Source organism: Streptomyces sp. NPDC029139 (assembly GCF_055564335.1).
This window is the reverse complement of the sequence record NZ_JBVHWN010000005.1, coordinates 362,216-385,566: the sequence shown is the minus strand read 5'-3', so window position 1 is coordinate 385,566 and position 23,351 is coordinate 362,216. Positions and strand designations below refer to the sequence as shown.

Genomic DNA, 23,351 nt, shown 5'->3' with positions numbered 1-23,351 from the left:
GTGACCGCGTGGATACTGGCCCCATGACCCGCTTGATCCTCGCCACCCGCAACGCCGGGAAGATCACCGAACTCCACGCGATCCTCGCCGACGCAGGTCTCACCCACGACCTCGTCGGCGCGGACGCGTACCCGGAGATCCCCGACGTCAAGGAAACCGGCGTCACCTTCGCCGAGAACGCCCTCCTCAAGGCCCACGCCCTGGCCCGCGCCACGGGCCTGCCGGCCGTCGCCGACGACTCCGGCCTCTGCGTCGACGTCCTGGGCGGCGCCCCCGGCATCTTCTCGGCCCGCTGGTCCGGCACCCACGGCAACGACCGCGCGAACCTGGACCTGCTCCTGGCCCAACTCGCCGACATCGACACCCCCCACCGCTCGGCCCACTTCGCCTGCGCGGCCGCCCTCGCCCTCCCGGACGGCACGGAACGAGTCGTCGAGGGCCGACTGCGGGGCACCCTGCGCCACGCCCCGGTGGGCACGAACGGCTTCGGCTACGACCCGATCCTCCAGCCGGACGGCTACGACGTGACGTGCGCGCAGCTGTCGCCGGAGGAGAAGAACGCGATCAGCCACCGGGGGGAGGCGTTCAGGGCGCTGGTGCCGGTGGTGAAGGAGCTGCTGGGCTGAGGGGCGTACGCGAACGGCCTGCGCATCAACCTTCGATTCGCAGGCCGTCTAGGTGCGGCGGAAGGGATTCGAACCCTCAAGCCCGATCAAGGGCCACAGATCCTAAGTCTGCTGCGTCAGCCGTTGCGCCACCGCCGCTTGTCGCCTGCCATGGTATCGGGCGCGACTTCGGCGATCGGCCGCGCCTGCACCAGGTGTCAGTGGCCGCATGCCAGTTGGGGCACAGGTAGCGAAGGTTCTCCCGCCGGTTGTCGAGCCAGTCTCCGCTGATGTGATCAATCTGGAGAGTGATGGATCGGCCCCGCCATTCGCCCAGGTTCCCGCACTCGGAGCAGCGATAGGGAACGCCCACCTCTGCGAGAGCGCGGTGGAGGCGGTCACGGTTCTCCCGCGACGAGCCCTCGGGGCGTACGCGGAAGACGGTCTCCGCGATGGCCTTGGGGGCCGCGACGCGCACGGTCCCCCATGCCCGTCGTTTGAAGTGGGAGGTGTCGAGTCCGAGTTCGGCCGCCCTTCGCCTCACTCGACGGTGGTTCTGGTCGCTCACGGGGAGCCCGAGGGTGCGCATCACGTCGGCGAAGCTCGTGGCGTCGGCCACTGCCGCACGCAGGCGATCCGCCGGCACCACGGGGCGCCGGTGAGTGAAGTGAGCGGTGTCGACTTCAAGCTTGCGGAGCATGTGGCCCAGCGCGGCGCGGGACCTGCTGTCATCTGGTACGCCGAGCAGGCGGGCCATCTCGCGGACGCTGTGCGTGGACGCCGCCGCGGCTCTCAGCTCCTGTGCGGTGAACGGCAGGTCTGTTGTCGCTCGGTTGAGCCCAGGCAGGTGGCTCACGTCGATGCCTGCGGCCGCGATGCGCCGCCGGATGTGCGAGAGCGTGCCGGTCGCCGGTGGCGCGCCCAGCTTCGCCACGACCTCGCGCAGCGTCGTCGAGGAAGAGACCGCCTCGGCGATGGCGGTGTCGGTGTACTTGCGCCAGGGGCTGCGCTGCTTGAAGTGGCTGGTGTCGATTCCGTACGCGGTGACCTTCGTCTGTAGCGTTCGCCGCCGCCCGCCACTCTCGCTGACTCCGAGCCGACGCATCAGGTCGGCCCACCCCCTCGACTCCGCCACAGCGGCGCTGAGCCGCTCCCTCGTGTACGGACTCTCCGGCATCCCGATTCCCCTCCGCCCCGGCCATCCGTTCGTGGCCTCGTACGGAGTAACGAGCCGAATATCGGACGGTCACACGTCCCTGCGTCCGAAATGCGGAACGGGTCGCACCGCTTTTCGAAGCGGTGCGACCCGTGTGGGGGAAAGCGGGGGCTCAGATGCCCAGGTCCTTGATGATCTTCGCGACATGGCCCGTGGCCTTCACGTTGTACAGGGCCCGCTCCACCTTGCCGTCCTCGTCGACGATCACCGTCGACCGGATGACGCCCGTCACCGTCTTGCCGTACAGCTTCTTCTCGCCGAACGCGCCGTACGCCTCCAGGACCTCCTTCGAGGGGTCCCCGACCAGCGTGACCTTCAGGTCCTCCTTCTCGCGGAACTTCGCCAGCTTCTCCGGCTTGTCCGGCGACACGCCGATGACGTCGTAGCCCGCGCCCGCCAGCAGTTCCAGGTTGTCCGTGAAATCGCAGGCCTGCTTGGTGCAGCCCGGGGTGAGCGCCGCGGGGTAGAAGTAGACGATGACCTTGCGGCCCTTGTGGTCCGCGAGCGAGATCTCGTTGCCGTCCGCGTCGGGCAGGGTGAAGGCGGGGGCGGTGTCACCGGGCTGAAGTCGCTCGCTCATGGCTCTCCTCGGAGTGGGTACGCGTACACGCTCGAGCCTAATGGGGGCCTGAGACAGACCTCGGAGCGAGAAACTGAGAGACTGTCCGTCAACGACCGATTACGACTACGGAGGCAGCGCGGTGTCGAACGCCAGGACCCCTGCGCAGATCGAGGCGGACATCGTCCGCCGGCGCGAGCAGCTCGCCGTCACTCTCGACGAGATCGGCATTCGGATGCACCCGAAGACGATGGTCGGCGACGCGAAGGCGAAGGTCGCCTCCACGGTCGACCACACCGTCGGGCGCGCGTTCGTCGCCGTCAACCGGACCGTGTCCGATGTGAAGGCCCGTTTCACCGACGCCGACGGTGCGCCGCGGCTGGAGCGGGTCGTCCCGGTGGCGCTGGTCGCCGTGGCCCTCGTCGGGCTGCTCGCGGTCTCGTCGCGCAAGCACAAGGGATGACCCCCTCCCGAGTACGGCCGACACGCCCGGGCAGGTAGGTTCGAGTCGTGAGCGAGAACACCCACGACAAGCTGCCCATCCGGATGCTCCACGACCGTGTGCTGGTCCGGAGCGACTCCCCCGAGGGGGAGCGGCGTTCGGGCGGCGGCATCCTGATTCCGGCCACCGCCGCCGTCGGCCGTCGGCTGGCCTGGGCCGAGGTCGTCGCGGTCGGCCAGAACGTCCGTACGGTCGAGACCGGTGACCGTGTTCTGTACGACCCCGAGGACCGCGCCGAGGTGGAGGTGCGGGGCGTCGCGTACGTCCTGATGCGCGAGCGCGATCTGCACGCGGTGGCGGCGGACCGGTTCGAGGGGTCGAAGGACACCACGGGCCTGTACCTCTAGCCGCCCGTAACGGCGGGAAGGCCGTTCGGCGAAAGACCTGGTGACCGGTGTCACCAGGTCTTTTGTATGCCTTTTGCTAGGCTGGAGACACCCGACGAGACGCGCCGTACCGGGCCCGCTCCCTCATGTGGAGCATGCAAAGACGACGCACCCCTGTTGTTCCGTCTCGCGGAGGTTTCGTCGTCATGGCCTGGGTTCTTCTCATCGTCGCCGGTCTGCTCGAGGTCGGCTGGTCGATCGGCATGAAGTACACCGACGGGTTCACCCGCCTCTGGCCCAGCGTCTTCACGGGCGTCGGGATCGTGGCTTCCATGATGCTGCTGTCGCAGGCCGCCAAGACGCTGCCCATCGGTACGGCGTACGGCGTCTGGGTCGGCATCGGCGCCGCCGGCGCCGCGGTGCTCGGCATGGTGGTGCTCGGTGAGCCGGCGACCGCCGCGCGGATCTTCTTCGTGTGTCTGCTCCTGGTCGCCGTGGTGGGCCTGAAGGCGACCTCAGGGCACTAGCTGGGGGGCGTCGGCCGGTGGCGGGGGCGGGGGTGCGTCGGCCGCGGGGTCGGTGGGGGAGGACGTGCTTCCCTCGGCCGCGTCGGTGCCGCCGCTGCCGCCGCCGTCCGTTCCTCCTCGGGTGGCCTGCAGCTCCGCCTGTGACTGGTGTGTCTGCTGTGCCTGCTGAGGCTGCTGTGCTGTCGGTCGCGCCGTCAGTCGAGGTGGCTGCGGCGCCTGCGGGACCTGGGGAGCTTGGGGACGCGGCGTCCTCTGCGGCCCCGGGCCCGGCCCCTCCATCCCTTCCGTCTCCGCCTCCGACGCCTCTCCCTCCTCGTACGGGGCGTCCGGCGGCGGGGACTCCAGCGGGTCCCACGACTCTTCCGTACCCTCCGGCAGCTGGAGCTCGAACTCGCTCGGCTCCGTCCCCGCCAGCGCGTCCCGCGTGAACCGGCCCCAGATCTCCGCGGGCGCCCCGCCGCCGTTGATCCGCGGCTGGCCGAGCGCTCCGTACAGCGGCTTCTGTTCGCCGGTCTCCGGGTCCTGGCCCATCATCGTGACCACCGTCGCCAGGTCCGGGGTGTACCCCGCGAACCAGGCGGCCTTGTCGTCCTCCGCCGTGCCCGTCTTGCCCGCCGCGGGCCGGCCCGCGGACAGGGCCGCCGTCCCCGTACCGGACTCCACGACGCCGCGCAGGACCGCTGTCGTCGTGTCGGCGGCCTCACGGCTCACCGCCTGCCGGCTTCGGGCGGTCGGCAGGTCCAGGTCCTGACCGTCCTTGGTGACCTTGTCGACGAGGGTGTACGCGGTGTGGCGGCCGTGGTTGGCGAGGGTGGCGTACGCCTCCGCCATGTCGAGGACGCTCGCGGTGGCGGCGCCGAGCGCGATGGAGGGGGAGGCCCTGAGGTCGGGGGTGTCGGCGGGCAGGCCGAGGGCGACGGCGGTCTCCTTGACCTTCGCGGGGCCGACGTCCACCGCCAGCTGGGCGTACACGGAGTTGACCGAGCTGTCGGTGGCGGTGCGGAGGGTGATGTCGCCGTACGACAGGTCGTCCTCGTTGGCGGGGGCGTAGGGTTCGCCGCTCCAGCCCTGCACGGGGCGCTTGTCGGTGCCGTCGTAGTACGTGTTCGGGGTGATCCGCTCACCCTCCTGGGTGAGCGAGCCGTGCTCGACCGCCGCCGCGAGGACGAAGGGCTTGAAGGCCGAGCCGACCTGGTAGTCGCGGCGGGTGGCGTTGTTGACGTACTGGCGGGTGTAGTCGATGCCGCCGTACAGGGCGAGCACGCGGCCGGTCGCCGGGTCGATGGCCGCGCCGCCGACCCGTACGAAGCGGTCGATGGGGTTCCGCGCGGCGTCGAGCCTCGACATCACCTGGTCGTCGACGGCGGCGACGAAGGCGTCCTGTTTCGCCCTCTCCAGGGTGGTGGTGATCCGGAAGCCGCCGCCGGCGAGGGTCTTCTCGTCGACGACGCCGTGGTCGGTCAGGTAGTCCTCGACGGCCTGGACGAGGTAGCCGCGCTGCCCGGAGAGGCCGGTGGCGGGGCGGGCGGTCTGCGGCGTGGGGAAGGTGGCGGCGGCCCGCGCGGCGGGGGTGACCCACTTCTTCTTGACCATGCCGTCCAGGACGTAGTTCCAGCGGGCGAGCGCCTTGGCCGTGTTCTGGGGGTGGGTGGCGACGTCGTAGGCGCTCGGGGCCTTGAGGAGGGAGGCGAGGTACGCGCCCTCGGCGCTGTCGAGTTGTGCGGCGTCCTTGCCGTAGTAGGCGCGGGCGGCGGCCTGGACGCCGTAGGCGTTGCGGCCGAAGTAGCTGGTGTTCAGATAGCCCTCGAAGATCTCGTCCTTGCTCTTCTCGCGGTTGAGCTTGATGGCGATGAAGAACTCCTTCACCTTGCGGGTGACGGTCTGCTCCTGCCCCAGGTAGTAGTTCTTGACGTACTGCTGGGTGATGGTGGAGCCGGACTGCCTGCCCTTGCCGGTGAGGGTGTTCCAGGCGGCGCGGAGCATGGCCTTGACGTCGACCACCGCCCGTTCGGAGTAGAAGTCGCGGTCCTCGGCGGCGAGTACGGCGTGCCGGACGGTGGCGGGGACGTGCGCGAGCCGTACGTTCTCGCGGTTGACCTCGCCGTCGCGGGCGATCTGGGTGCCGTCCTTGTAGAGGTACAGGTTGGACTGCGCGGTGGCGGCGGAGTTGGCGGGCGGGATGTCCACGAGCAGGTAGCCCGCGAGGAGTCCGCCGGCGAGCAGCAGGGTGCCGAGGAGGAAGGTGCCGAGGAGCGCCCGCAGGATGCGTCGGGGGCGGGAGCGCCGTGGGCGCTCGGGGCGTGGGGTGGGGACGGTGGGGTCCCTGGGCGCCCAGCCGGGCCGGTGTGGCTGGTCGTCGCTCATGGTGGAGCTCCCGTACCGGATGAAGGGGATGGCTCCCCCATACTGCACGCACCGGGACAGAACCTGAGGAATGCGACTCGAAATACGGTCGCGGTGGCGGAGCGCGAGGCACTAGGGTCGTGCGCTTTGGTGCCGAGAGTCGGGACAGGTCGGAGGGGACATGCTGCGGCTGTACGCGACGGTGGCCGCGGGTGGGTTCCGGCGCCATGCCACGTATCGGATGGCCACGGCGGCAGGGGTGTTCACCAACACCGTCTTCGGGTTCATCCTGGCGTACACCTATATGGCCCTGTGGGACGAGCGTCCGCGGCTCGGTGGGTACGACATGGCGGAGGCGCTCGCGTATGTGTGGATCGGACAGGCGCTGATCACGGTCTGCGGGCTGATGGGCGGTGGCTTCGAGGACGAGCTGATCGAGCGGATCAGGACGGGCGACATCGCCGTGGACCTGTACCGGCCGGCCGATCTGCAGGCGTGGTGGTGCGCGACCAACGCGGGACGGTGCGCGTACCAGTTGCTCGGTCGGGGGGTGGTCCCCATGGCGGTCGGCGCGCTCGCGTTCGACTTCAGGCTGCCGGAGCGGGCGTCGACCTGGCTCGCGTTCCTGCTGGCGATCGCGCTCGGTTCGACGGTGAGTTTCGCGATCTGGTACCTGGTGGCGATGAGCGCGTTCTGGCTGATGGACGGTCAGGGCGTGGTGCAGGTGGCGTGGCTGGGCGGGCTGTTCTTCTCCGGGATGCTGCTGCCGCTGAGCGTCTTCCCGGGGGTGTTGGGCGAGGTGGCGCGGGTGCTGCCGTGGGCGTCGATGCTGCAGATCCCGGCGGACGTGTTCCTGGAGAAGTACGAGGGGTGGGGGCTGCTCGGGGCGTACGGGTTCCAGTTCGGCTGGGCGGCGGTGCTGCTGGTGGCGGGGCGGCTGGCGCAGTCGCTGGCGACGCGGAAGGTGGTGGTGCAGGGTGGGTGAGCCGTCCGTGCGGGGGAAGTCGTACGCCTCGGGGGAGACGTCCGCGCCGGGTGAGTCCTCCCTGGGCGGGTTGCCCGCGCCGGGCGACCCGTCCCCGCCGGGTGATCCGTCCGCGCCGGGTGAGACGTCCGCCCGGGGTAGGCCGTCCGCCCTGGCCGAGTCCTGGCGTACGTACCGGATGGTCGCCGGGATGTGGATCCGGTCGACGATGACGTACCGCACGTCCTTCGCGCTGACGGTGGTCACGTCCTTCACCGTGACCTTCTTCGACTTCGTCGTGATCCTGCTGATGTTCGGTCAGGTGGAGGGTCTGGGCGGCTTCTCCTTCGCCGAGGTCGCGTTCCTGTACGGGACGGCGGGCACCGCCTTCGGGATCGCGGACCTGACGATGGGCTCGCTGCAGCGGATGGGCAGGCGGGTGCGGGACGGCTCGCTGGACATGTTCCTGATGCGGCCGGCGCCGGTGCTGGCGCAGGTGGCGGCGGACAAGTTCGCGCTGCGGCGGCTGGGCCGGGTGGCCCAGGGGCTGTTCGTGCTGGTCTGGGCGCTGGTGATCCTGGACGTGGAGTGGACGGCGGTGAAGGCGCTGCTGCTGCCGGTGACGGTGGTGTGCGGCGCGCTGATCTTCGCGGCGGTGATGGTCGCGGGCGCGTCGGTGCTGTTCTGGGCGCAGGACGCGGCGGAGGTGACCAGCTCGTTCACGTACGGCGGGAACACGCTGCTGCAGTACCCGCCGGCGATCTTCGCGCAGGATCTGGTGCGCGGGGTCGTGTACGTCGTACCGCTGGCGTTCGTGAACTGGCTGCCGGCGCTGTACATCCTGGGGCGGGAGGCGCCGGCGGGGGTGCCGTCCTGGCTGGCGTTCGGGTCCCCGCCGGTCGCGGCGGTGTGCTGCGGGCTGGCCGGCCTCGCGTGGCGCGCGGGCCTTCGTTCGTACCGAAGCACAGGGAGCTGAGACATGGCCTTCATCGAGCTGGACGCCGTCGAGAAGGTCTTCACGGTGCGCCGGAGGACGGGGCTCGTGCGCCGGGAGAAGCGTGAGGTTCGGGCGGTCGACGGGATCAGCTTCGGCGTGGAGCGCGGCGAGATGGTCGGCTACATCGGGCCGAACGGCGCGGGCAAGTCGACCACGATCAAGATGCTGACCGGCATCCTCACCCCGAGCGGCGGCCGGCTGCGGGTCGCGGGCATCGACCCGTCGCGGGAGCGGACGCGGCTCGCGCAGCGGATCGGGGTGGTGTTCGGGCAGCGGACGACGCTGTGGTGGGACCTGCCGCTGAAGGACTCGTACCGGCTGATGCACCGGATGTACCGGATCCCGGACGAGCGCTTCGCCGCCAATCTGGCCCGGTGTGTGGAGCTGCTGGAGCTGGGAGAGCTGCTGGATGTGCCCGTACGGCAGCTGTCGCTCGGGCAGCGGATGCGCGGCGACATCGCGGCGGCGCTGCTGCACGATCCGGACGTGCTCTATCTGGACGAGCCGACGATCGGGCTCGACGTGGTGTCGAAGGCGCGGGTACGGGAGTTCCTGCGGGAGCTGAACGCCTCGCGTGGCACGACGGTGCTGCTGACGACGCATGACCTGACGGACATCGAGCAGCTGTGCAAGCGGGTGATGGTGATCGACCACGGGCGGCTGATGTACGACGGCGAGCTGGCGGGGTTGCACGAGGTGGGCGAGAGCGAGCGTCTGCTGGTGGTGGACCTGGAGCGGGAGCTGCCGCCGATCGAGGTGGCGGGGGCGCGCTTCGTACGGCGGGAGGGCCCGCGGCAGGTGCTGGCCTTCCCCGCCTCGGCGTCGGCGGCACCGCTCGTGACGGCGGTGGCGGAGGCGTATCCGCTGGTGGACCTGTCGGTGCGGGAGCCGGACATCGAGGCGGTGATCGCCAAGATGTACGGGGAGCGGTCCGCGGATCGGGAACTCGGGGTGCGCGCGGAGAGTCACTGAGGTAGGGAGGTGGGGTGATGAGCGAGACGACGACTGATACGAAGCGACCCCTGGTGGCGTTCTCGTACACGGCGGCGGACGCCGAGAGGCACCGCGGGGTTCGTCGTATGAAGGCCCTGGCCACGGGTCTTCTCCTCGTGGTGGCGGTCATCTACGCCTTGGCGACGTGGGCGAGGAACGAAGGGGCCGGGGCCTGGGCCGGCTATGTGGCGGCCGCGGCGGAGGCCGGCATGGTGGGCGCGCTGGCCGACTGGTTCGCGGTGACGGCGCTGTTCCGGCGCCCGCTGGGCCTGCCGATCCCGCACACGGCGATCATTCCGACGAAGAAGGACCAGTTGGGGGCGACCCTGGGTTCGTTCGTCGGCGAGAACTTCCTGTCGGCGGATGTCGTACGGGGACGGCTGCACGGGCTGGGCATCGCCGGCCGCCTCGGCGCCTGGATCGCGGAACCGGCGCACGCCGACCGGGTGACGACGGAGCTGGCCACGGCTCTGCGCGGCGCCCTGACGGTCCTGCGGGACTCGGACGTCCAGGCGGTCGTCGGCGAGGCGATCACCCGGCGGGCCGAGGCGGCGGAGATCGCGCCGGGGATCGGCAAGACGCTGGAGAGGATCGTCGTGGACGGGGCGCATCACCGGGCCGTGGACCTGGTGTGCGCGCGGGCGCACGACTGGCTGGTCTTCCACGCGGACTCGGTGATGGACGCGGTCCAGGGCGGTGCGCCGGGCTGGACGCCGCGCTTCGTGGACCGCCGGGTGGGCGAGCGGGTGTACAAGGAGCTGCTGCGCTTCGTCACGGAGATGCGCGACATGCCGGCGCACCCGGCGCGCGGCGCGATCGACCGCTTCCTGACGGACTTCGCGGCCGACCTGCAGGCGGACACGGACACCCGGACGCGGGTGGAACGCCTGAAGGCGGACCTGCTGGCGCGCCCGGAGGTCCAGGACATCATCGCCTCGGCCTGGTCCTCGATCCGCGGCATGATCATCGCGGCGGCGGAGGACGACCGCAGCCAGCTGCGCCTGCGGGCGCGGGCCTCGCTGATCTCCCTGGGCGGCAGGCTGGTGACGGACGGCCGCCTGCAGGCGAAGGTCGAGGGATGGGTGGAGGACGCGGCGGCGTACGTGGTGACGACGTACCGGGACGAGATCACGTCGCTGATCAGCGACACGGTGGCGGGCTGGGACGCGGACCAGACCTCGAGGAAGATCGAGGCGAACATCGGCCGCGACCTCCAGTTCATCCGCATCAACGGCACGGTGGTGGGCGCGCTGGCGGGCCTGCTGATCTACACGGTGAGCCACGGGCTGGGCGGGTGACGGCGCGGGGTGGGTCTGCCGGGGCGGGGGGCGCGCGGGGTGGGTGACGGCGGCCGGCGGGTTTCCCGGGGCGCGGGGCGCGCGGGGTGGGGCCGCGCGGGGCGGGTGACGGCCGTGGGGCGCGCACCGGCGGGGGCTCACGCGAGCCGGGTCCGGGCGGCACCGGTGGCACCGCGGTGAGTGAGGCTGCGGGGTGCACCGGTGTGCCACGCGCTGGGCGGGCGAGGGGGTAGGGGAACCCGCCCGCCCAGCGCTCATGGGGAGGGCACCGTCTAGTACGTACGGGAGGGGCGGCGCGTTCAGCCCTTGTTCCGGGTGACGGCCCAGGAGGCGCCGGCCATGACCCCGGCGACGGAGAACACGGCGGGCCAGGCGCCGACCTTCTTGGCGAGCGGATGCGACCCGGCGAACGCGGCGACGTACGCCCCGGTGAGCGCGGCAGCGGCCTTCCCGCCTGCCACCTGCTGCCACTCCCGCGCGGCAAGCCCCCCGGCGGCGGCGAGCACCACGCCCCCGAGGGGCCGCTTCTTGGTCCACCGGGCGACGGCGTAACCCCCGACGAGGCCGGCGGCGGCTATGGCGGGGGAGGGGATGCGGGGCATGAGGTGCGCCTTTCTCACGAGTGAGGGTCTCGATCTACGAGCCTAACTTCAGCTCTCGCAACCGACCCCGTCACCGTGCCGGTCCAGGTGACGCCCGGACCGGGGCGGATGATCGGTGGTGCCCGCCTGTCGATCGTCGCCTGGTCCGACTTCCCGCCGGAACTCAGTGAGTCAGGACGTCCGCGAAGAAGCCCATATGAGGGTCTTCCGGGGTACCGACGAGCAGCGCGCGGTCGAGCAGGGTGTTGTTGTGCTCGCAGCTGGTCTCCGGGAGCATCACGCAGGCGTGGCAGGCGGCGAGGTTGGTCCCGCCCGTGCCGGAGGCCTCGGTCTCGATGCACAAGGGATCGGCGGAACACCAGGAGGCCCGGCGTATCGCCGATCGGATGGCGCCCGCCAACCTCTCGGGCTCACCCTGAGCGACCAGGCCGCCGAGACTGCCCGCGGAGTCGCTTGTGGCGGTGTAGACGAGCAGGCCCGCCATGTCCGCGTCGGCGTAGAGGCGTTCGCGGAGGGCTGCGGCCGGGTATCCGGCGTCCAGGCTCCACTCGTTGATCAGGACGTGGGCCAACGTGTGCAGCAGCACCATGCGGGGAGTGACGGGAGAGGGCTGGACCCGGGTGGGGTCGGAGGCCCTCTGCTCCAACATCCGACGATGTGCGGTGTGGATGCGTTCGGCGCGCGCGGCAACGGCGGGAGCGTTCTCCCAGGCGGCGAGACGGTCCTCGGTCAGCCGGAGAAAGACACCCTCGCCCCGGACCTCCATGGCGGGCAGCCAGTTCAAACGCGTCGAGGAGAGCGCGGCCTCGTTGCCGTCGACAACGGAGTCGGGTTCGGCGAGCCGGGTGAACGCCTTCAGCGCGCGGACCTCACGGAGCTTCTTGACCTGCATGGGCCCGGTGATCCCGAGGCCTTCGAGAGCGGCCGGGTCGCCGAGCGGGGTCTCGCAGATGAACTGCTCGTCACGTGAACGCTCCCGCTCGTCGTTCCCGGCCCGCAGACGTTCGTACTCCTTGTTGCGCAAGGCCCGATAGTGGTGGTCGAAGGTGCGTTCCTCGCCCTCGGCGGTGTCTTCCTCCTGCTCGGCGGCCAGCAGTTCCATCACCTCGTCCACAGAGACGGGACACTCGTCGCCGAAAAGGACCTTGAGGCACATCGCGACATCCGACCGCTCGGTGAGATCGCGCAGTCGGCTCCAATACGGAGCAAGGGGATCCGCGCGACCGTCACTCCACGGCGGGATGGACAACGCCGACTTCAGCACCGGCTGCCAGACGGCGGAGGAACCACGCTGGAGGGTGCGGGGCGTGCGTCCGCAGGGCTCCGCCGGCACGGAGGCACCGAGCCACGGACGGGTGCCCCGGCAACGCAGACCGAGATCCTTGAGCGCGCTCCTGCGGAAGGACCCCTCCAGCGACACCTCGGGCACCCCGCAGCTGCACGACACGAGGATCGAGCGGAGGGAGGAACTGCGTCCGGAGGTACGCAGCCTGAGCGTGCCGCCGCATTGGCCGGCGGTCGTGGTACCGCGCCCCGCGGCGCGGTGCACCCAGTGCCAGTACGGGAACTCGTCGAGGTGACCAGCCTCGCAGGCGATCACGAAGCGGGAGGGGACCAGGTCGGCCTCGCAGGTCCCGCAGAGGCTCTTGCCGGGCGGCGGGTTGAAGTCACGATGGCGGCGCAACTCGTTGCACTCGGGACAGGAGTGCATGAGAGGGAAGCGACGGACCCGGATGCCGTCCTTGCTGGACTCGTCGGACGCGGGCGGTAGCCGGAAGTGCTCGACCTTCAGGATGCGAGCGAGTCGACGTTCGTGGATGCGCGGCGCCTCGTCCGTGCTCCAGTGCTCGTCGGCCCCGTCCAGGCCGGAGACGACGAAGGACTCGTGGTCGACCGCGATCAGTGAACCGACCCCGTACGTGGTGATCGCCTGGGCGCGACGGACCCCGCCGCGACGCGGAAGGTTGTGGGCGGGCGCCGAGCCGTTCGCGCCGGAACGGCGACGGCGTGCGGGGGGCGGGGGCGGGGTCATCGGGTGGCCTCCATGAACAGGGCGGACTCGGCGTCGACGTCGCGCAGGCTCCACAGGGTGGGCCACGCCTCGGCGTTCTCGGCCTCGTCGTCGTACGGCTGCAGAAGCGAGGGGATGCGGCTGCCCTTCCTCGGCTCGAAGAGCAGACCGTTGTGGATGTCGGCCTCGGCGCACCACCAGTCGAGGAACTCGTCGAAGGCGCGGGAGACGGCATCGGTCTCCTCGGGGGTGACGGCGCGCACTCGGTCGATCAGTACGGGCTTGATCTCGTCGCGGATGCGATGCTCGTACGACTCCACCGTCCCCGCGGCCTCGTTGGGTCGAGCCTCCGGGATCATGATCCGGGTGAGAGCGACGATCACCGCATGCAGTCCGCGTTCCCGGGCGCGGGCGGAGAAGGGGGTGACGGAGGTCGACTCGACCTCGCGGTACAGCGCGGAGTGGAAGTGAAGAAAGTTCTCGTAGTGCGAGCGGTCGCGTGAGCGGGTCGCGTTGAGCATCACGGCGACCAGACCGGGGTGGGAGCGACCGACGCGGCTGGTTGCCTGGATGTACTCGGCGGTGGTCTGCGGTTGACCCATCACCGCCATGAGACCGAGCCGGTCCACGTCGACACCCACGGCGATCATGTTGGTGGCCAGGAGGACATCGACGACGTCCGGGTCGGGATACGCCCGCTCGATGCCCTTGAGACGGGCCGGGATCTCACTGGCGTCGATGCGACTGGTCAGCTCCGAGTAGTGGGCGACGGCACGCACGCTGGTCTCTTCACGTGCGGCGAGCAGTTCCAGATAGGCCACCACGTCGTCATGGACCTGAAGCTCGGCCGCGGAGAGCAGCCGCAGACTGTTGAAGTAGCCGACCAGGCTCCAGTAGGCGTCCCGTACGTCGTCCGAGGTCTTCGCCTGCTTCGCCCGGTGCAGGAGAGTCGCGTAGGTACGGATGAGCAGCGTGGACTGGCTGGTGCCCGGGGCGAGGAGGCCCACGTAACGTCGGCTCGCCTTGTCCTCGCGCGGGGTCTCCACGGCGAACCACGAGTCCCGGGAGTCGAGGCCCGCGGGCGGGAACTGGCGAACCTCGCGGTCGAAGAGGCGGCGGCCCTGATCGGCGGCACGCCGGATGGTCGCCGTCGAGGCGATCACCTTGGGACGACCGGCGAGCTCGTCGACGGCCGTCTCGTAGAGACCGGTGAGTGTCCCCAAGGGTCCTGAGATGAGATGGAGTTCGTCCTGGACGATCAGCTCGGGCGGCGGTGTGCGGTCGCTCGGGTCGTCCCGGTTGAACAGCGCGGCGGTGGCCGGACGCCACGGCATGGACGCGAACTTGTCGACGGTGGCGATGACCAGCGTCGGCCGGGCGTCGTACACCGCTTCGTCGATCAGGTGGACGGGCAGACCGTCAGTGAAGTCGCAGCCGGCTCCTGGGCAGCGGACGTGCATGCGCTTGGCGTCCTCGTCGACCTCGTACGCGCGGGCGTCGAGGCGTGTCCCGCACCAGGGGCAGGCGTGCAGCTGCACCGGATTCTTGGTCGCCAGCCGCTTGTCGAGATCCTTGTGCAGTTCCGCCAGTTGGTCGCTCGCGTCCTTCAATTTGTTGGGGGTGGCGGATTCACCGACCCACATGCCGAGGGAGAACGCTTCGCGGCCCAGCTCGGACAGGTTGCCGAGACGAATGCGCTCCATGGCGCAGATCAGGATCGTGGCACGCTCGAACTGCTGGAGGGTCAGCAGGCGCAGGGTGTACCGCATCAGGACGGTGACGCCGCCGCCGTTCTCACGGAGTCGGATCCGGCGCAGGAAGGAGGTGAGCGCGATCAGCCCGAGGTACGCCTCCGTCTTGCCACCGCCGGTGGGGAACCACAAGAGGTCGGAGACCTCGCGGTCGCTGTGCTCAGGATCGTCGATGCCGGCGAGGCAGAGCAGGACGAAGGCGATCTGGAACGGGCGCCAGCGACCCTCGGCGGGTTCCGGGGAGCCCTTGCGGCCACTCTTCACCCAGGCGCTGCGGGCCCGTTGCTCGGCCATGGCCCGATTGGCCAGACGGAAGGCCCGCATCAGGTCGGGCTTCGTGCGCAGGAGATCGATGCCTTCGCGGATCCGACCCAGTGCCTCGCGGCAGGCGTCGACCTGGTCCTTGGCGGCCTTCTCGTACGGACCGGACATCAGCGCCTCGGCCTCGGCCTGCTTCCGGGTGATCCACCGTTCGTAGCCCTCGGCGAGCGCATCCAACGCGGCGACGACCTCCGTGTCCGGGCGCTCCGCGAGACCGAGCATGGACAGGGCGGAGCTGTCGATCTCCGGGTTGGAGTCGGTGAGCAGCGCCTCCACGGTGGGCACGAACTCGCTCCTCACCTCGGACACACCGGCCCAGACGGAGTCCGACATGCCGATCGGTGGTGGCGTCCAGTCCCATTCGGCGGCGCAGCCGTGCCCGACGGCGAAGGTCGGGGCGTGACGATGCAGCAGGCGGCTGGTGGAGACCTCGGGGTCGTGCGAGACGTCCGGAGCGGGACGCTCGACGAAGGCGCTGGAACCGTCCGCCGCGCGGACGACGAGCCCGCACTGGAACAGGGAGAACGCGTCCTGCAACTCACGCTCGCCGACCTCGTGCGTGTTGACCAGGGTCACCGTGACGGTCACCGTGCCCAGTCGTGCGTCGGGGCGCCGGACGTTGACCCGCAGAGCGACCCCTTCGGCCAGGTCGAACCGCAGGTCGGGGGCGGGCGTGGTGACGTCCACGGTGGTGTCGGGCAGCGTCAGCTCCTCGCGCCGCCAGTGCTCCTGCTGGTCGGAGGTGGTGCGGGCCTCCGCGCGGCGGGCGGGGACAGGGTTGCCGGCCGCGTCCGTGGGCCGGTAGGCGGCGGCCCGCGCGCGGACCACGACGGAGTCGCTTATCGTCGGGTCGATCGCGAAGGTGAGCCCCATGGAGGAGGGCCGGCGGGCCGCGGCGGCGCCGACCTCCTGCGCGGTCCCGGACTCCTCCATGTTGTCCCGGGTACGCAGCGGGGTCAGGTCCAGACCCTGGTGCTCGGCCTCGTCCTCGAGCATCCTCCGCTCGGCTTCGTCGTCCGCCGACCTCGGGTAGAGGACACCGGTGACGTAGCGGTCGATCGGGGCGTCCCGGGAGAGGACTTCCGTTCGGTCCTCCGGTGAGGCGTCCGGGGCAGGACCGAGGAGCTCGCGGCGCAGGCCGAGCAGCAGCTCCTCGTCACGGACCCTGTAGTGCTCGGCGTGCCGGTTCTCCGTGCCGCTCATGCGCGCTGCTCCTCGTCGTCCGTCCGCCGGTACCTTCCGATTCCGGTGATGCGGGGCGCGATCCAGACTCCCCGGTCACCGAGGCCGGCGTTGGCGCCGGCGGCGGTGCTGCCCGCGACGGCCTCCAGGGTGTCCACCCGTAGGCCGTGGATCTCGTCGGGCCACCAGGGGTCCCACGTGCGGTTCACCTTCTGCACCTGGTACAGCTCCTGCCGGAACCGCTCCGAGACCTCTCCGATCTCTCGCCCGTCGTGCAGCATGGCGTACGGCGGACTCTGCCCCTCGCCCAGCGGCAGGTCGTGGCGCCTGCGGAGCACGACCTCGTGGCCGGGGGCGACGCGCTGCAGGAGGTAGGTCTGGGTCCCCATGGCGTCGGTCTCGTGGCCGGGTGGGTTGTCCGCGCACACGTCCCCGGCCTCGCCGACGATCCCATAGCGGTCGTACTGCCTCCAGCCGCCCAGGAACCTGCGGCCGTTCTTCCTGCCACCGGCCCGTCTGAAGATCGGCAGATCGGGTCGGTCCGTGTGATAGAGATCCTGACGGGCGCGGGTCAAGGCGACGTACAGGGCGCGGGCCTCGGCCGGGAGATCCAGTTCCTCCTTGAACTGCTTCTGCAGCTCGGAGACGGTCGGCGGGGCGAGAACGATCACTCGGTCGAACTCCAGCCCCTTGGCCCGGTGCACCGTGGAGACCACGATGCGCGCCGTCTCGGGGTCACTCAGCTCGTCCGGGAAGCGGCCGTCGGCGACCAGCCGGCGCAGCCGGTCCAGGTCGATGACACCTCGCCCCGGGCCTCGGGCAGCCCGGCGCAGCGAGGTCCACACCGCGTCCGGGTCCGGCTCGTACGGCAGTGGTATCTCCGCGAACAGCGATCGGAACCGGTCCTCGGAGAGCGTCGCCGAATCGGTGCGGCGCAGCAGCTCGGCCACCCAGTACGGGACCGGGCGGTCCTCCAGCGGGCGCCGCAGCCGATGCTCCACCCCGTGCTCGTGGAGCAGCTCCGAGACGACGAGCGCCTGCCGGTTGTCGCGGGCGAGGAGCGCACAGGTGTCGGGAAATCCGCGCAGGCCGTCGAGAGTGAAGGGGTCGGTGAGCGCTCCCATCCCGTTCGCCGGATCGAGGAGCAGCTCGCGCATCTCTTCGTAGAGGGCCGCGGCCTCGTCGGCATCCGTGACGTTCTGGAGACGCTGCCCGTGTCCCAGCGCGATCCGGGCCTCCGGTGTGGACGCTCGGAAGTTGCTGGTGAGGCGGAGTTCGATCAGGTCGTCCGGGTAGGAGGCGCGCAGCCAGTCGAAGAACCGGCCGGTCTCGTCGGCGCGTTCGGTGAGGTCCGCGATCTGGAAGCCGTAGACGGACTGCGCGGCGTCACCGACCACGGTGAAGCCGCAGCTCGACTGATAGCGATCGAGCAGCGTCTCCACGAGGTCCCTGCGGTCGCCCACCAGGTCCTGTACCTCGTCGATGACCACGTGCGCGGGGGGTACGCCGTCGCCGGCCTCGAGCGCCCCCTTCTCGACGGCGCGGGCGGCGGCCTCTATCCGCTCCAGGAAGGAGGCCGCGTTCCAGTCGTGGTCCGGGTACGCCTGGCGGAGCACGCCGTACGCCCAGGCGTCGAAGGTCTGCGCCCGCACCCGGTGAGCGCGCTCACCGTGTCGGGCGATCCGCTCCCGCAGCTCCCGTGCCGCCGCCCGCGAGAAGGTGAGCACCAGGATCTCGGAGGCTTCCAGGGCCTCCTCGGGGTCCCCGTTCCCGCACAGCGCGTCGAGCCGGCGCACCAGTGTGTGGGTCTTGCCGGCCCCCGCGCCGGCGGTCACCAGGACGCGTGCGTCCCAGGGTTGCTCCACCACGGCCCGCTGCTCCTCGGTGAGCGGGGGACTGTCGAGGTAGACGTCGGTCACGAACGGCTCCAGAGGTGCTCGAACTGGGTGAAGGCGAGCTGGGTGTCGAAGTTCTCGATGTTGTCGCTGACGTTGAGAATGAGGCAGCTGTCCTTGCCGCCGTTCCGGGGTCCGCGCAAGCCGCGACCGATCATCTGCTGGTACACGTTCGTGCTGTAGACGGGCCTGGCCACCACGACGGCACGGGTGGCCGGGGCGTCGAAACCCTGGGTGAGAACACCGTAGTTGGTGAGCACACGAATGCGGCCGTTTCGGAAATTCTCGATGCGGGTGCGGCGGTCCTGGGCGCTGGTGGTCGAATCGACTGCGGCGGATCGGATGCCACAGTCGTTGAGCATGGCCGACAGGTACTTCGCGTGGTCCACGGACGTGGCGAAGAGCAGCGTCGGCCAGTCCGCGGGCAGAGCGGCCACCTCGTCGACGATGCGACGGCTTCGCTCGTGGTCGTCGGCGAGCCGCTGTTCGGCGGAGCGGGAGAGCATCGCCATGCGGTCGGCGTGGGTCTTCTCGTCCCGGGTGAGTTCGATCTTGCCGCCCTGCAGGGTGCGGTGCTCGACCTGCGCGAGCATCCCCCAGTCCTGCAGGTCCCGGTACGGGTCCCCGGAGGGGAAGACACCCTCGTCGAGACGTCGGTTGCCGAAGCGGTTGACCAGCCGACGGGTCTCCTCCTCGTTGGTGTTGCGGAACGGGGTCGCCGTCAGGCCGAGGAGATGGCGCCCGGTCTCGTACTGGGTGAGTCCCAGCCGTCCCAGGATCTCGGTGTACCGCTTGGAGATGGCGGTGTGCGCCTCGTCCACGATCACCAGCGCGGCCTGTCGCAGCCAGGCGTACTGGTCGGTGCCCAGGCACCGTTCCAGCTTGGCATCGGTCGCGACCACGAGGTGGGGGTGGTCGACGACGTTCCCGACCTCGTTGCTGCTCCACAGCCGGCTGATGGTGAGCGGTCGCTCCGCGCCGACCTTGTTCCAGACGAACTTCCAACTCTGGACGGCCTGTTCGCAGAGCTCCTCGGTCTGTGCGATCCACAGCAGGGGACCTTTGAGGTCACCGATCCGCTTGACCCAGCGGATCACGGCCTCGGCGGTGACTCGTGTCTTTCCGGCGCCGGTGGGCAGGGACAGCATGCCGCGCTGCGGGGCCAGCCGGTCGAGCATCGTGGAGATGTTGCGGACCAGGTCTTCCTGGTAGTCGTGAAGGCTCGGAAAGTCCCGAGGGCCCTCGATCGTCTCGAACGCCGGCGGGGAGGGAGTCTTCGAACCGGCGAACGAGACAGGCAGCCGCAGTTCCGAGACGAATGCGGTGGCTGCGGACGAACCCGTGTAACTGACCGGTGCGTTGGGAAAACGAGCCTGGATGTCTCGGGCGTGCTGCTGCAGCACCCCGTCGCCGTGCGCGTTGAAGGCCATCTGCGCGATCCTGCGCCCCGACGGCTCCACGCCGTCGGTCGCCAGCAGCTCGGCCTCCATCAAGCCTTCGGGCAACCCGGCGCGCAGCGCCTCCGCCCCGATCAGCAGCTCGATCTTGGCGACCACGTCCTCGGCCTCGCGTACGGCCTTCTGGGCGGCCTGCATCGCGCTGTCCCGTGCCATGCGGTCCTGGTGCTCCAGGACGGCCCGGCACCCGGTCGCTCCGAGTCCGAGTCCGAGTTCGTGGTCGATCAGGACGAGCATGGGCTCGGGTTCCAGCGGGACGCGCACCTTGACGATGCCGTTCTGGCTGACCGCTTTGAGCGGGGCGGCGTGTGTGCCGTTGGGCGTGCGGGTGATCTCCTCCAGCTCGGTGCAGCGCTGCACCAGACTGTTGCGGTTTCCGCTGTTCAAACGCTGGCGCAGGGCCGGGTACAGCTCGACGAGCGGCACCGGGTCCCCCTCGACCACCTCGCGGGTCTCCCGGCTGATCACGTCGGCGTAGCGGAGCATGCCCCACTTCTCGACCATCAGCTCGGCGTCCTCGGGGGTCGGCACGAGCAGCGCGGGCAACTGCTCGGCACGGAGCGCCCGATACTCGGCGGCATTGACGGCGAGGGTGATCTCGTCGTCGGGGCGGGTGTCCCACGTGTCGCCGATCCGGCACCTGGTCAGGGAGTCCTCGGGGAACGCGGCACCGAATCGGGTGAGCATCACGTAGGTGGCGCCGACGAAGGTGTCGTCCTCACTGCGGGACACCTCGTCGAGGAGCGCGTCCCAACGGTCCGCGGGAACCTCGTCGACGGTGGTCGGGAGCCGTAGCTTGCGGGCCTTCTCGGGGGAGATGTCGGCGACCGGCAGCACGTCGCGGTAGGCGGCGAGCTGGGGCCCGACGGCCTCCGCCAGCGGCTTGAGGCCCTGCGAGGTGGCGACCGTGCCGTACTTGCGCAGCATCCATCGGATCGGCGACATCACCGCCTGCCGTGTGCCGGCCTGGGCGCCGAACTGGCGCGTCCAGTTGTCCACGACGGCGTCGTCGGGCAGGGCTTTCAGGAAGCGAGCGCGGGACTCCTCCGAGAGGGCGCGGAAGAGGTGGAGCGGGCCACCGATCGCAGCGCCCTCGACCTTCATCCGGTTCAGCGAGGGGCGCGGGGCGCCGCTGTCCAGGTTGCGCAGGGAGGCCGCGTGGACGGCCGCGCGGTACTCCTCGAACCACGCCTCGTCGGCCTGCGGCTGGACTCCACCGGCCGGCCGGTCCCGCAGGCCGACCTGGGAGAAGAAGAAGGTGTCGTCGGAGTGGAATCCCATGTCGACGGCCACGGCGGGGTCGCGCTCGGCGTCGACCACGGTCCCCGCCAGCATGCAGTCCTCGACGGCTCGGAACCGCCCGTCGGCGGTGCGCACTCGAAGCGTCGAGCGCGGCGCGGGCACCCGCTCCAGGACCTTGTGGGTGAGCCGTCGGACACCGGCCTGGCGGAACAGTTCCCAGAACCGCTCCCAGTCCGAGCCGGTGTAGTGGTCGAAGCCCTGGTCGAGCACGCTGCTGAACCTGCCCTCGGCATCGGCCTCCCGGATGCCCAGGACATTGAGAGCGTGCGCCAGAGAGGGGTCCTGGGCCAGTTCGTCGACGACGTACACCAGGGACTCGCGCAGCCCCCCCTGATCGGCGCGGCGGAACACCGCGCCGTGCACGGGGGCGACGAGACCGTGCTCCTCGGTCAGTACGACGCGGGCCTTGCGCGCCTCGTCGGCGTGCGGGGAGCCGTGCTCGATCATGTCCGCGAGGATGCGGACGGCCACGGCCGACGCCTGAGGAGTGCCGCTCTCGACGAGGGCCTCCAGCCACTCGCGAACATCGGTCCGGCCGTGCCCGGCCGCGCCGATGATGTGCTCGACCTTTCCGGAGCGGAGGGAATCGGCCTCGACGCTCGGGTGCAGCCAGTTCGAGGGGCGCCCGGGGCATTCGTGCCACATTCGCAGCCAGATGGACAGCTTCTTGTCCTTGTCGAGCCGCGGGTGGATACGAAGGGCCGTCGGCACGCGCAGGACGCCGTCCTGGTCGGGCAGCGAGGGGCAGGCAGCGGCCCGGGCCCAGATTTCCCGGGTCAGGAACTCGTCGGCCCAACTGATGGCCTCCTTGACGCGGCCGGGGAGCAGCGGCAGGTAGGCGGCCGGGTCCTCGGCGGGCGCCAGTGCCGGAAGGGAGTCGACGACCAGCTGTGCCGACTTGCGGATCATCTCCTGGTTGAAGGGCGAGGAGTCGAGCAGGTTCTGCCGGTCCTCGTTGGTCTTCCACGCGCCGTTGAGGATGCCGCTCAGCGACATCTCGTACTTGGTGGGGAAGAAGGACCAGAACCTGCCTCGACCGCGCGAGCGGGGGCTGACGTACAGGCCGCTCTCCGAATCCTTCTCCAGGGCGGGAACCCCCCAGGAGAGGTCCAGTTGGAGCCGGTCGTGCAGCTCGCCGGCGTCCGCGCGGGCCGCCGGACCGGGCTCGTGCGTGGTGGTGAAGACGCGCCACCGCTCGGTGACGGCCGCTCTGCCGGTGCGCTCCTCGACCACGGTGTGCAGATCATCGGCCTGCCTGCCGGTCAGGACGCGGCGCGCCACAGGCCGAGGCCGGCGGTCCTCCAGCACGACCTTCGCGACGTGCGGCGAGAAGAGCTGGAAGCCGACGGGGAACTCCTCGCGCGGTTCGCCGTGTTCCTTGGCTCGACCCCCGTGCATGTCCCGGCCCAGCCGGTCGTCGGCCTTCGGGAGCAGGGGCAGGCGGACGACGGTGGTCGCCCATGTCAGCAGCTCGTCGAGAACGCCGTCGGAAGCGCGTTCCGCCTGCACGTCCAGGGGACGCGCCATCCGCAGGACCGGAGCATCGAACTCCGATCCGTAGCGGGCCGTCACGCCTGGCACGGTCTTGATCTGCTCGTAGGACCAGGCACGGTTGAAACCGAAACTCCCGGTGACGCTGAAGAATTCCGGAGTGTCGGTCACCACGAGGACCGATTTCACGCCCACGCCGAATCGACCGATCTGGCCTCCGCGCTTCTTCGACATACTCATCCGGAGAATTGTCTCCGCGCCTTCCGGGGTCACCGGATTGCCCTCGTTGGCGCAGTACAGATGAGTTTCTGTCAGGACCACGTAAATGCGGCCGCCGGGATGCTCCGCTATTTCGTCGGCAGCATTCTGGACGAGTTCGAACAGCTGGCGATCGCCGTATCCGCCCTGTGTGATCCGGCGCTCGCCATTGGCGTGCTCGGCCACGAGGCCGGGGTCCACGGCATACGTCTGGAGGACACGGGCGGACTGTTCGAGAACGGTTTCGATCACAGGGGAGGACGAGGGCGACACTGCTGCTGCGCTCCTGGGTGTCGAGGGACGGGCGAAGGCGAGGGTGACGGGGCCGGCCTCACCGGCCGAGTGAAGCCGGCCCCGTGTCGATGGCGCGCTGATGCGTCGAAGCGCCCTGATCGGGGCGTCGTCAAGGGTGCGGGGTGTGCGCTCCGGGGAAGCGTCAGCAGGCAGGGGGGCTCTCGTCGGGCAGGTCCCCGAACACCTTGGACAGGTTGGGGAAGCCTTCGGCGAGATCCTTCTCGGACACTTCGTACGCCCGGAGGGTCTCCCTCGCCTCGGCCTTGCTCGTGGCCGTTCGGATGCCCAGCCCTAACGCGCTGTGCTCCCGATGCGAGAGCAACAAGCGCCCGCAGTCGTCCTCGTCCATGGAGTCCTCACCCCTGTCACATCGTGCCGTGGTGGTCGCACAGGGGTATAACGACTCACGCCCCCCGTGAAACGAAATGGTTCTGCCTGCGGGATTCTCTCCCGTTGA

At 70.2% G+C, this 23,351-nt stretch carries 16 protein-coding genes, 1 tRNA gene and 1 riboswitch; of the genes, 8 read left to right on the top strand and 9 right to left on the bottom strand.

Features of this window, described 5'->3' with window-relative positions:
- The first annotated feature begins 23 nt into the window (after nt 1–23).
- Nucleotides 24–626 carry an RdgB/HAM1 family non-canonical purine NTP pyrophosphatase gene (rdgB, locus tag ACZ4VW_RS15655; RefSeq protein WP_467962451.1) on the top strand — a complete coding sequence of 201 codons (603 nt, stop codon included), beginning with the start codon at nt 24–26 and terminating at the stop codon, nt 624–626.
- Nucleotides 627–679: 53 nt separating this feature from the next.
- On the opposite strand, the gene ACZ4VW_RS15650 is transcribed toward rdgB, so the two are convergent.
- Both ACZ4VW_RS15650 and bcp read right to left on the bottom strand, forming a co-directional pair.
- Nucleotides 680–764: transfer RNA gene (locus tag ACZ4VW_RS15650), tRNA-Leu, on the bottom strand.
- Between the two features lie 1,169 nt (nt 765–1,933).
- Nucleotides 1,934–2,401 carry a thioredoxin-dependent thiol peroxidase gene (gene bcp / locus ACZ4VW_RS15645; protein WP_467962449.1) on the bottom strand — a complete coding sequence of 156 codons (468 nt, stop codon included), beginning with the start codon at nt 2,399–2,401 and terminating at the stop codon, nt 1,934–1,936.
- Between the two features lie 121 nt (nt 2,402–2,522).
- Between bcp and ACZ4VW_RS15640 the strand changes: the two genes are divergently transcribed.
- The 3 genes from ACZ4VW_RS15640 to ACZ4VW_RS15630 all read left to right on the top strand — a co-directional run bounded on the left by ACZ4VW_RS15640 (nt 2,523) and on the right by ACZ4VW_RS15630 (nt 3,735).
- On the top strand, nt 2,523–2,843 hold the full coding sequence (locus tag ACZ4VW_RS15640; protein ID WP_467962447.1) for a DUF3618 domain-containing protein: 321 nt from the start codon (nt 2,523–2,525) through the stop codon (nt 2,841–2,843).
- A 47-nt stretch (nt 2,844–2,890) separates the two neighbouring features.
- On the top strand, nt 2,891–3,229 hold the full coding sequence (locus tag ACZ4VW_RS15635; protein ID WP_137989112.1) for a GroES family chaperonin: 339 nt from the start codon (nt 2,891–2,893) through the stop codon (nt 3,227–3,229).
- A 63-nt stretch (nt 3,230–3,292) separates the two neighbouring features.
- Nucleotides 3,293–3,381: riboswitch (guanidine-III (ykkC-III) riboswitch) on the top strand.
- 33 nt (nt 3,382–3,414) lie between these two features.
- On the top strand, nt 3,415–3,735 hold the full coding sequence (locus tag ACZ4VW_RS15630) for a DMT family transporter (RefSeq protein ID WP_388848059.1): 321 nt from the start codon (nt 3,415–3,417) through the stop codon (nt 3,733–3,735).
- Here ACZ4VW_RS15630 and ACZ4VW_RS15625 read toward each other — a convergent pair.
- Entirely contained in the window at nt 3,724–6,099 is a 2,376-nt protein-coding gene (locus ACZ4VW_RS15625; protein ID WP_467962444.1) for a transglycosylase domain-containing protein, read from the bottom strand. The two genes, ACZ4VW_RS15630 and ACZ4VW_RS15625, sit on opposite strands and share 12 nt — an antisense overlap.
- Before the next feature lie 163 nt (nt 6,100–6,262).
- On the opposite strand from ACZ4VW_RS15625, the gene ACZ4VW_RS15620 reads away from it, so the two are divergent.
- The 4 genes from ACZ4VW_RS15620 to ACZ4VW_RS15605 are packed head-to-tail and all read left to right on the top strand — an operon-like array spanning nt 6,263 to nt 10,330.
- Nucleotides 6,263–7,063: an ABC transporter permease gene (locus ACZ4VW_RS15620; protein ID WP_467962531.1), complete on the top strand. Its 801-nt coding sequence runs from the start codon at nt 6,263–6,265 to the stop codon at nt 7,061–7,063.
- Nucleotides 7,056–8,018: an ABC transporter permease gene (locus tag ACZ4VW_RS15615; RefSeq protein WP_467962442.1), complete on the top strand. Its 963-nt coding sequence runs from the start codon at nt 7,056–7,058 to the stop codon at nt 8,016–8,018. Before ACZ4VW_RS15620 ends, ACZ4VW_RS15615 begins: the two co-directional genes overlap by 8 nt.
- Nucleotides 8,019–8,021: 3 nt before the next feature.
- Nucleotides 8,022–9,011: an ABC transporter ATP-binding protein gene (locus ACZ4VW_RS15610; protein WP_467962440.1), complete on the top strand. Its 990-nt coding sequence runs from the start codon at nt 8,022–8,024 to the stop codon at nt 9,009–9,011.
- Nucleotides 9,012–9,028: 17 nt separating this feature from the next.
- Nucleotides 9,029–10,330, top strand: coding sequence for a DUF445 domain-containing protein (locus tag ACZ4VW_RS15605; RefSeq protein ID WP_467962438.1), 1,302 nt, complete (start codon nt 9,029–9,031; stop codon nt 10,328–10,330).
- Nucleotides 10,331–10,629: 299 nt separating this feature from the next.
- On the opposite strand, the gene ACZ4VW_RS15600 is transcribed toward ACZ4VW_RS15605, so the two are convergent.
- The 6 genes from ACZ4VW_RS15600 to ACZ4VW_RS15575 form a co-directional block, all read right to left on the bottom strand.
- Nucleotides 10,630–10,932 (bottom strand): hypothetical protein, encoded by a 303-nt coding sequence (locus ACZ4VW_RS15600; RefSeq protein ID WP_467962436.1) that lies wholly within the window; start codon nt 10,930–10,932, stop codon nt 10,630–10,632.
- A 163-nt stretch (nt 10,933–11,095) separates the two neighbouring features.
- Complete coding sequence (gene drmB / locus ACZ4VW_RS15595) at nt 11,096–12,964, bottom strand: DrmB family protein (RefSeq protein ID WP_467962434.1); 1,869 nt, start codon at nt 12,962–12,964, stop codon at nt 11,096–11,098.
- Entirely contained in the window at nt 12,961–16,218 is a 3,258-nt protein-coding gene (locus ACZ4VW_RS15590) for a helicase-related protein (protein ID WP_467962432.1), read from the bottom strand. Before ACZ4VW_RS15590 ends, drmB begins: the two co-directional genes overlap by 4 nt.
- Complete coding sequence (locus ACZ4VW_RS15585) at nt 16,215–18,116, bottom strand: UvrD-helicase domain-containing protein (RefSeq protein ID WP_467962430.1); 1,902 nt, start codon at nt 18,114–18,116, stop codon at nt 16,215–16,217. Before ACZ4VW_RS15585 ends, ACZ4VW_RS15590 begins: the two co-directional genes overlap by 4 nt.
- The gene (locus ACZ4VW_RS15580; protein ID WP_467962427.1) at nt 18,113–22,873 is read right to left on the bottom strand and encodes a sacsin N-terminal ATP-binding-like domain-containing protein; all 4,761 of its coding nucleotides are present in this window, start codon (nt 22,871–22,873) and stop codon (nt 18,113–18,115) included. Before ACZ4VW_RS15580 ends, ACZ4VW_RS15585 begins: the two co-directional genes overlap by 4 nt.
- Before the next feature lie 163 nt (nt 22,874–23,036).
- Nucleotides 23,037–23,243 carry a hypothetical protein gene (locus ACZ4VW_RS15575; protein WP_467962423.1) on the bottom strand — a complete coding sequence of 69 codons (207 nt, stop codon included), beginning with the start codon at nt 23,241–23,243 and terminating at the stop codon, nt 23,037–23,039.
- Nucleotides 23,244–23,351 lie beyond the last annotated feature (108 nt).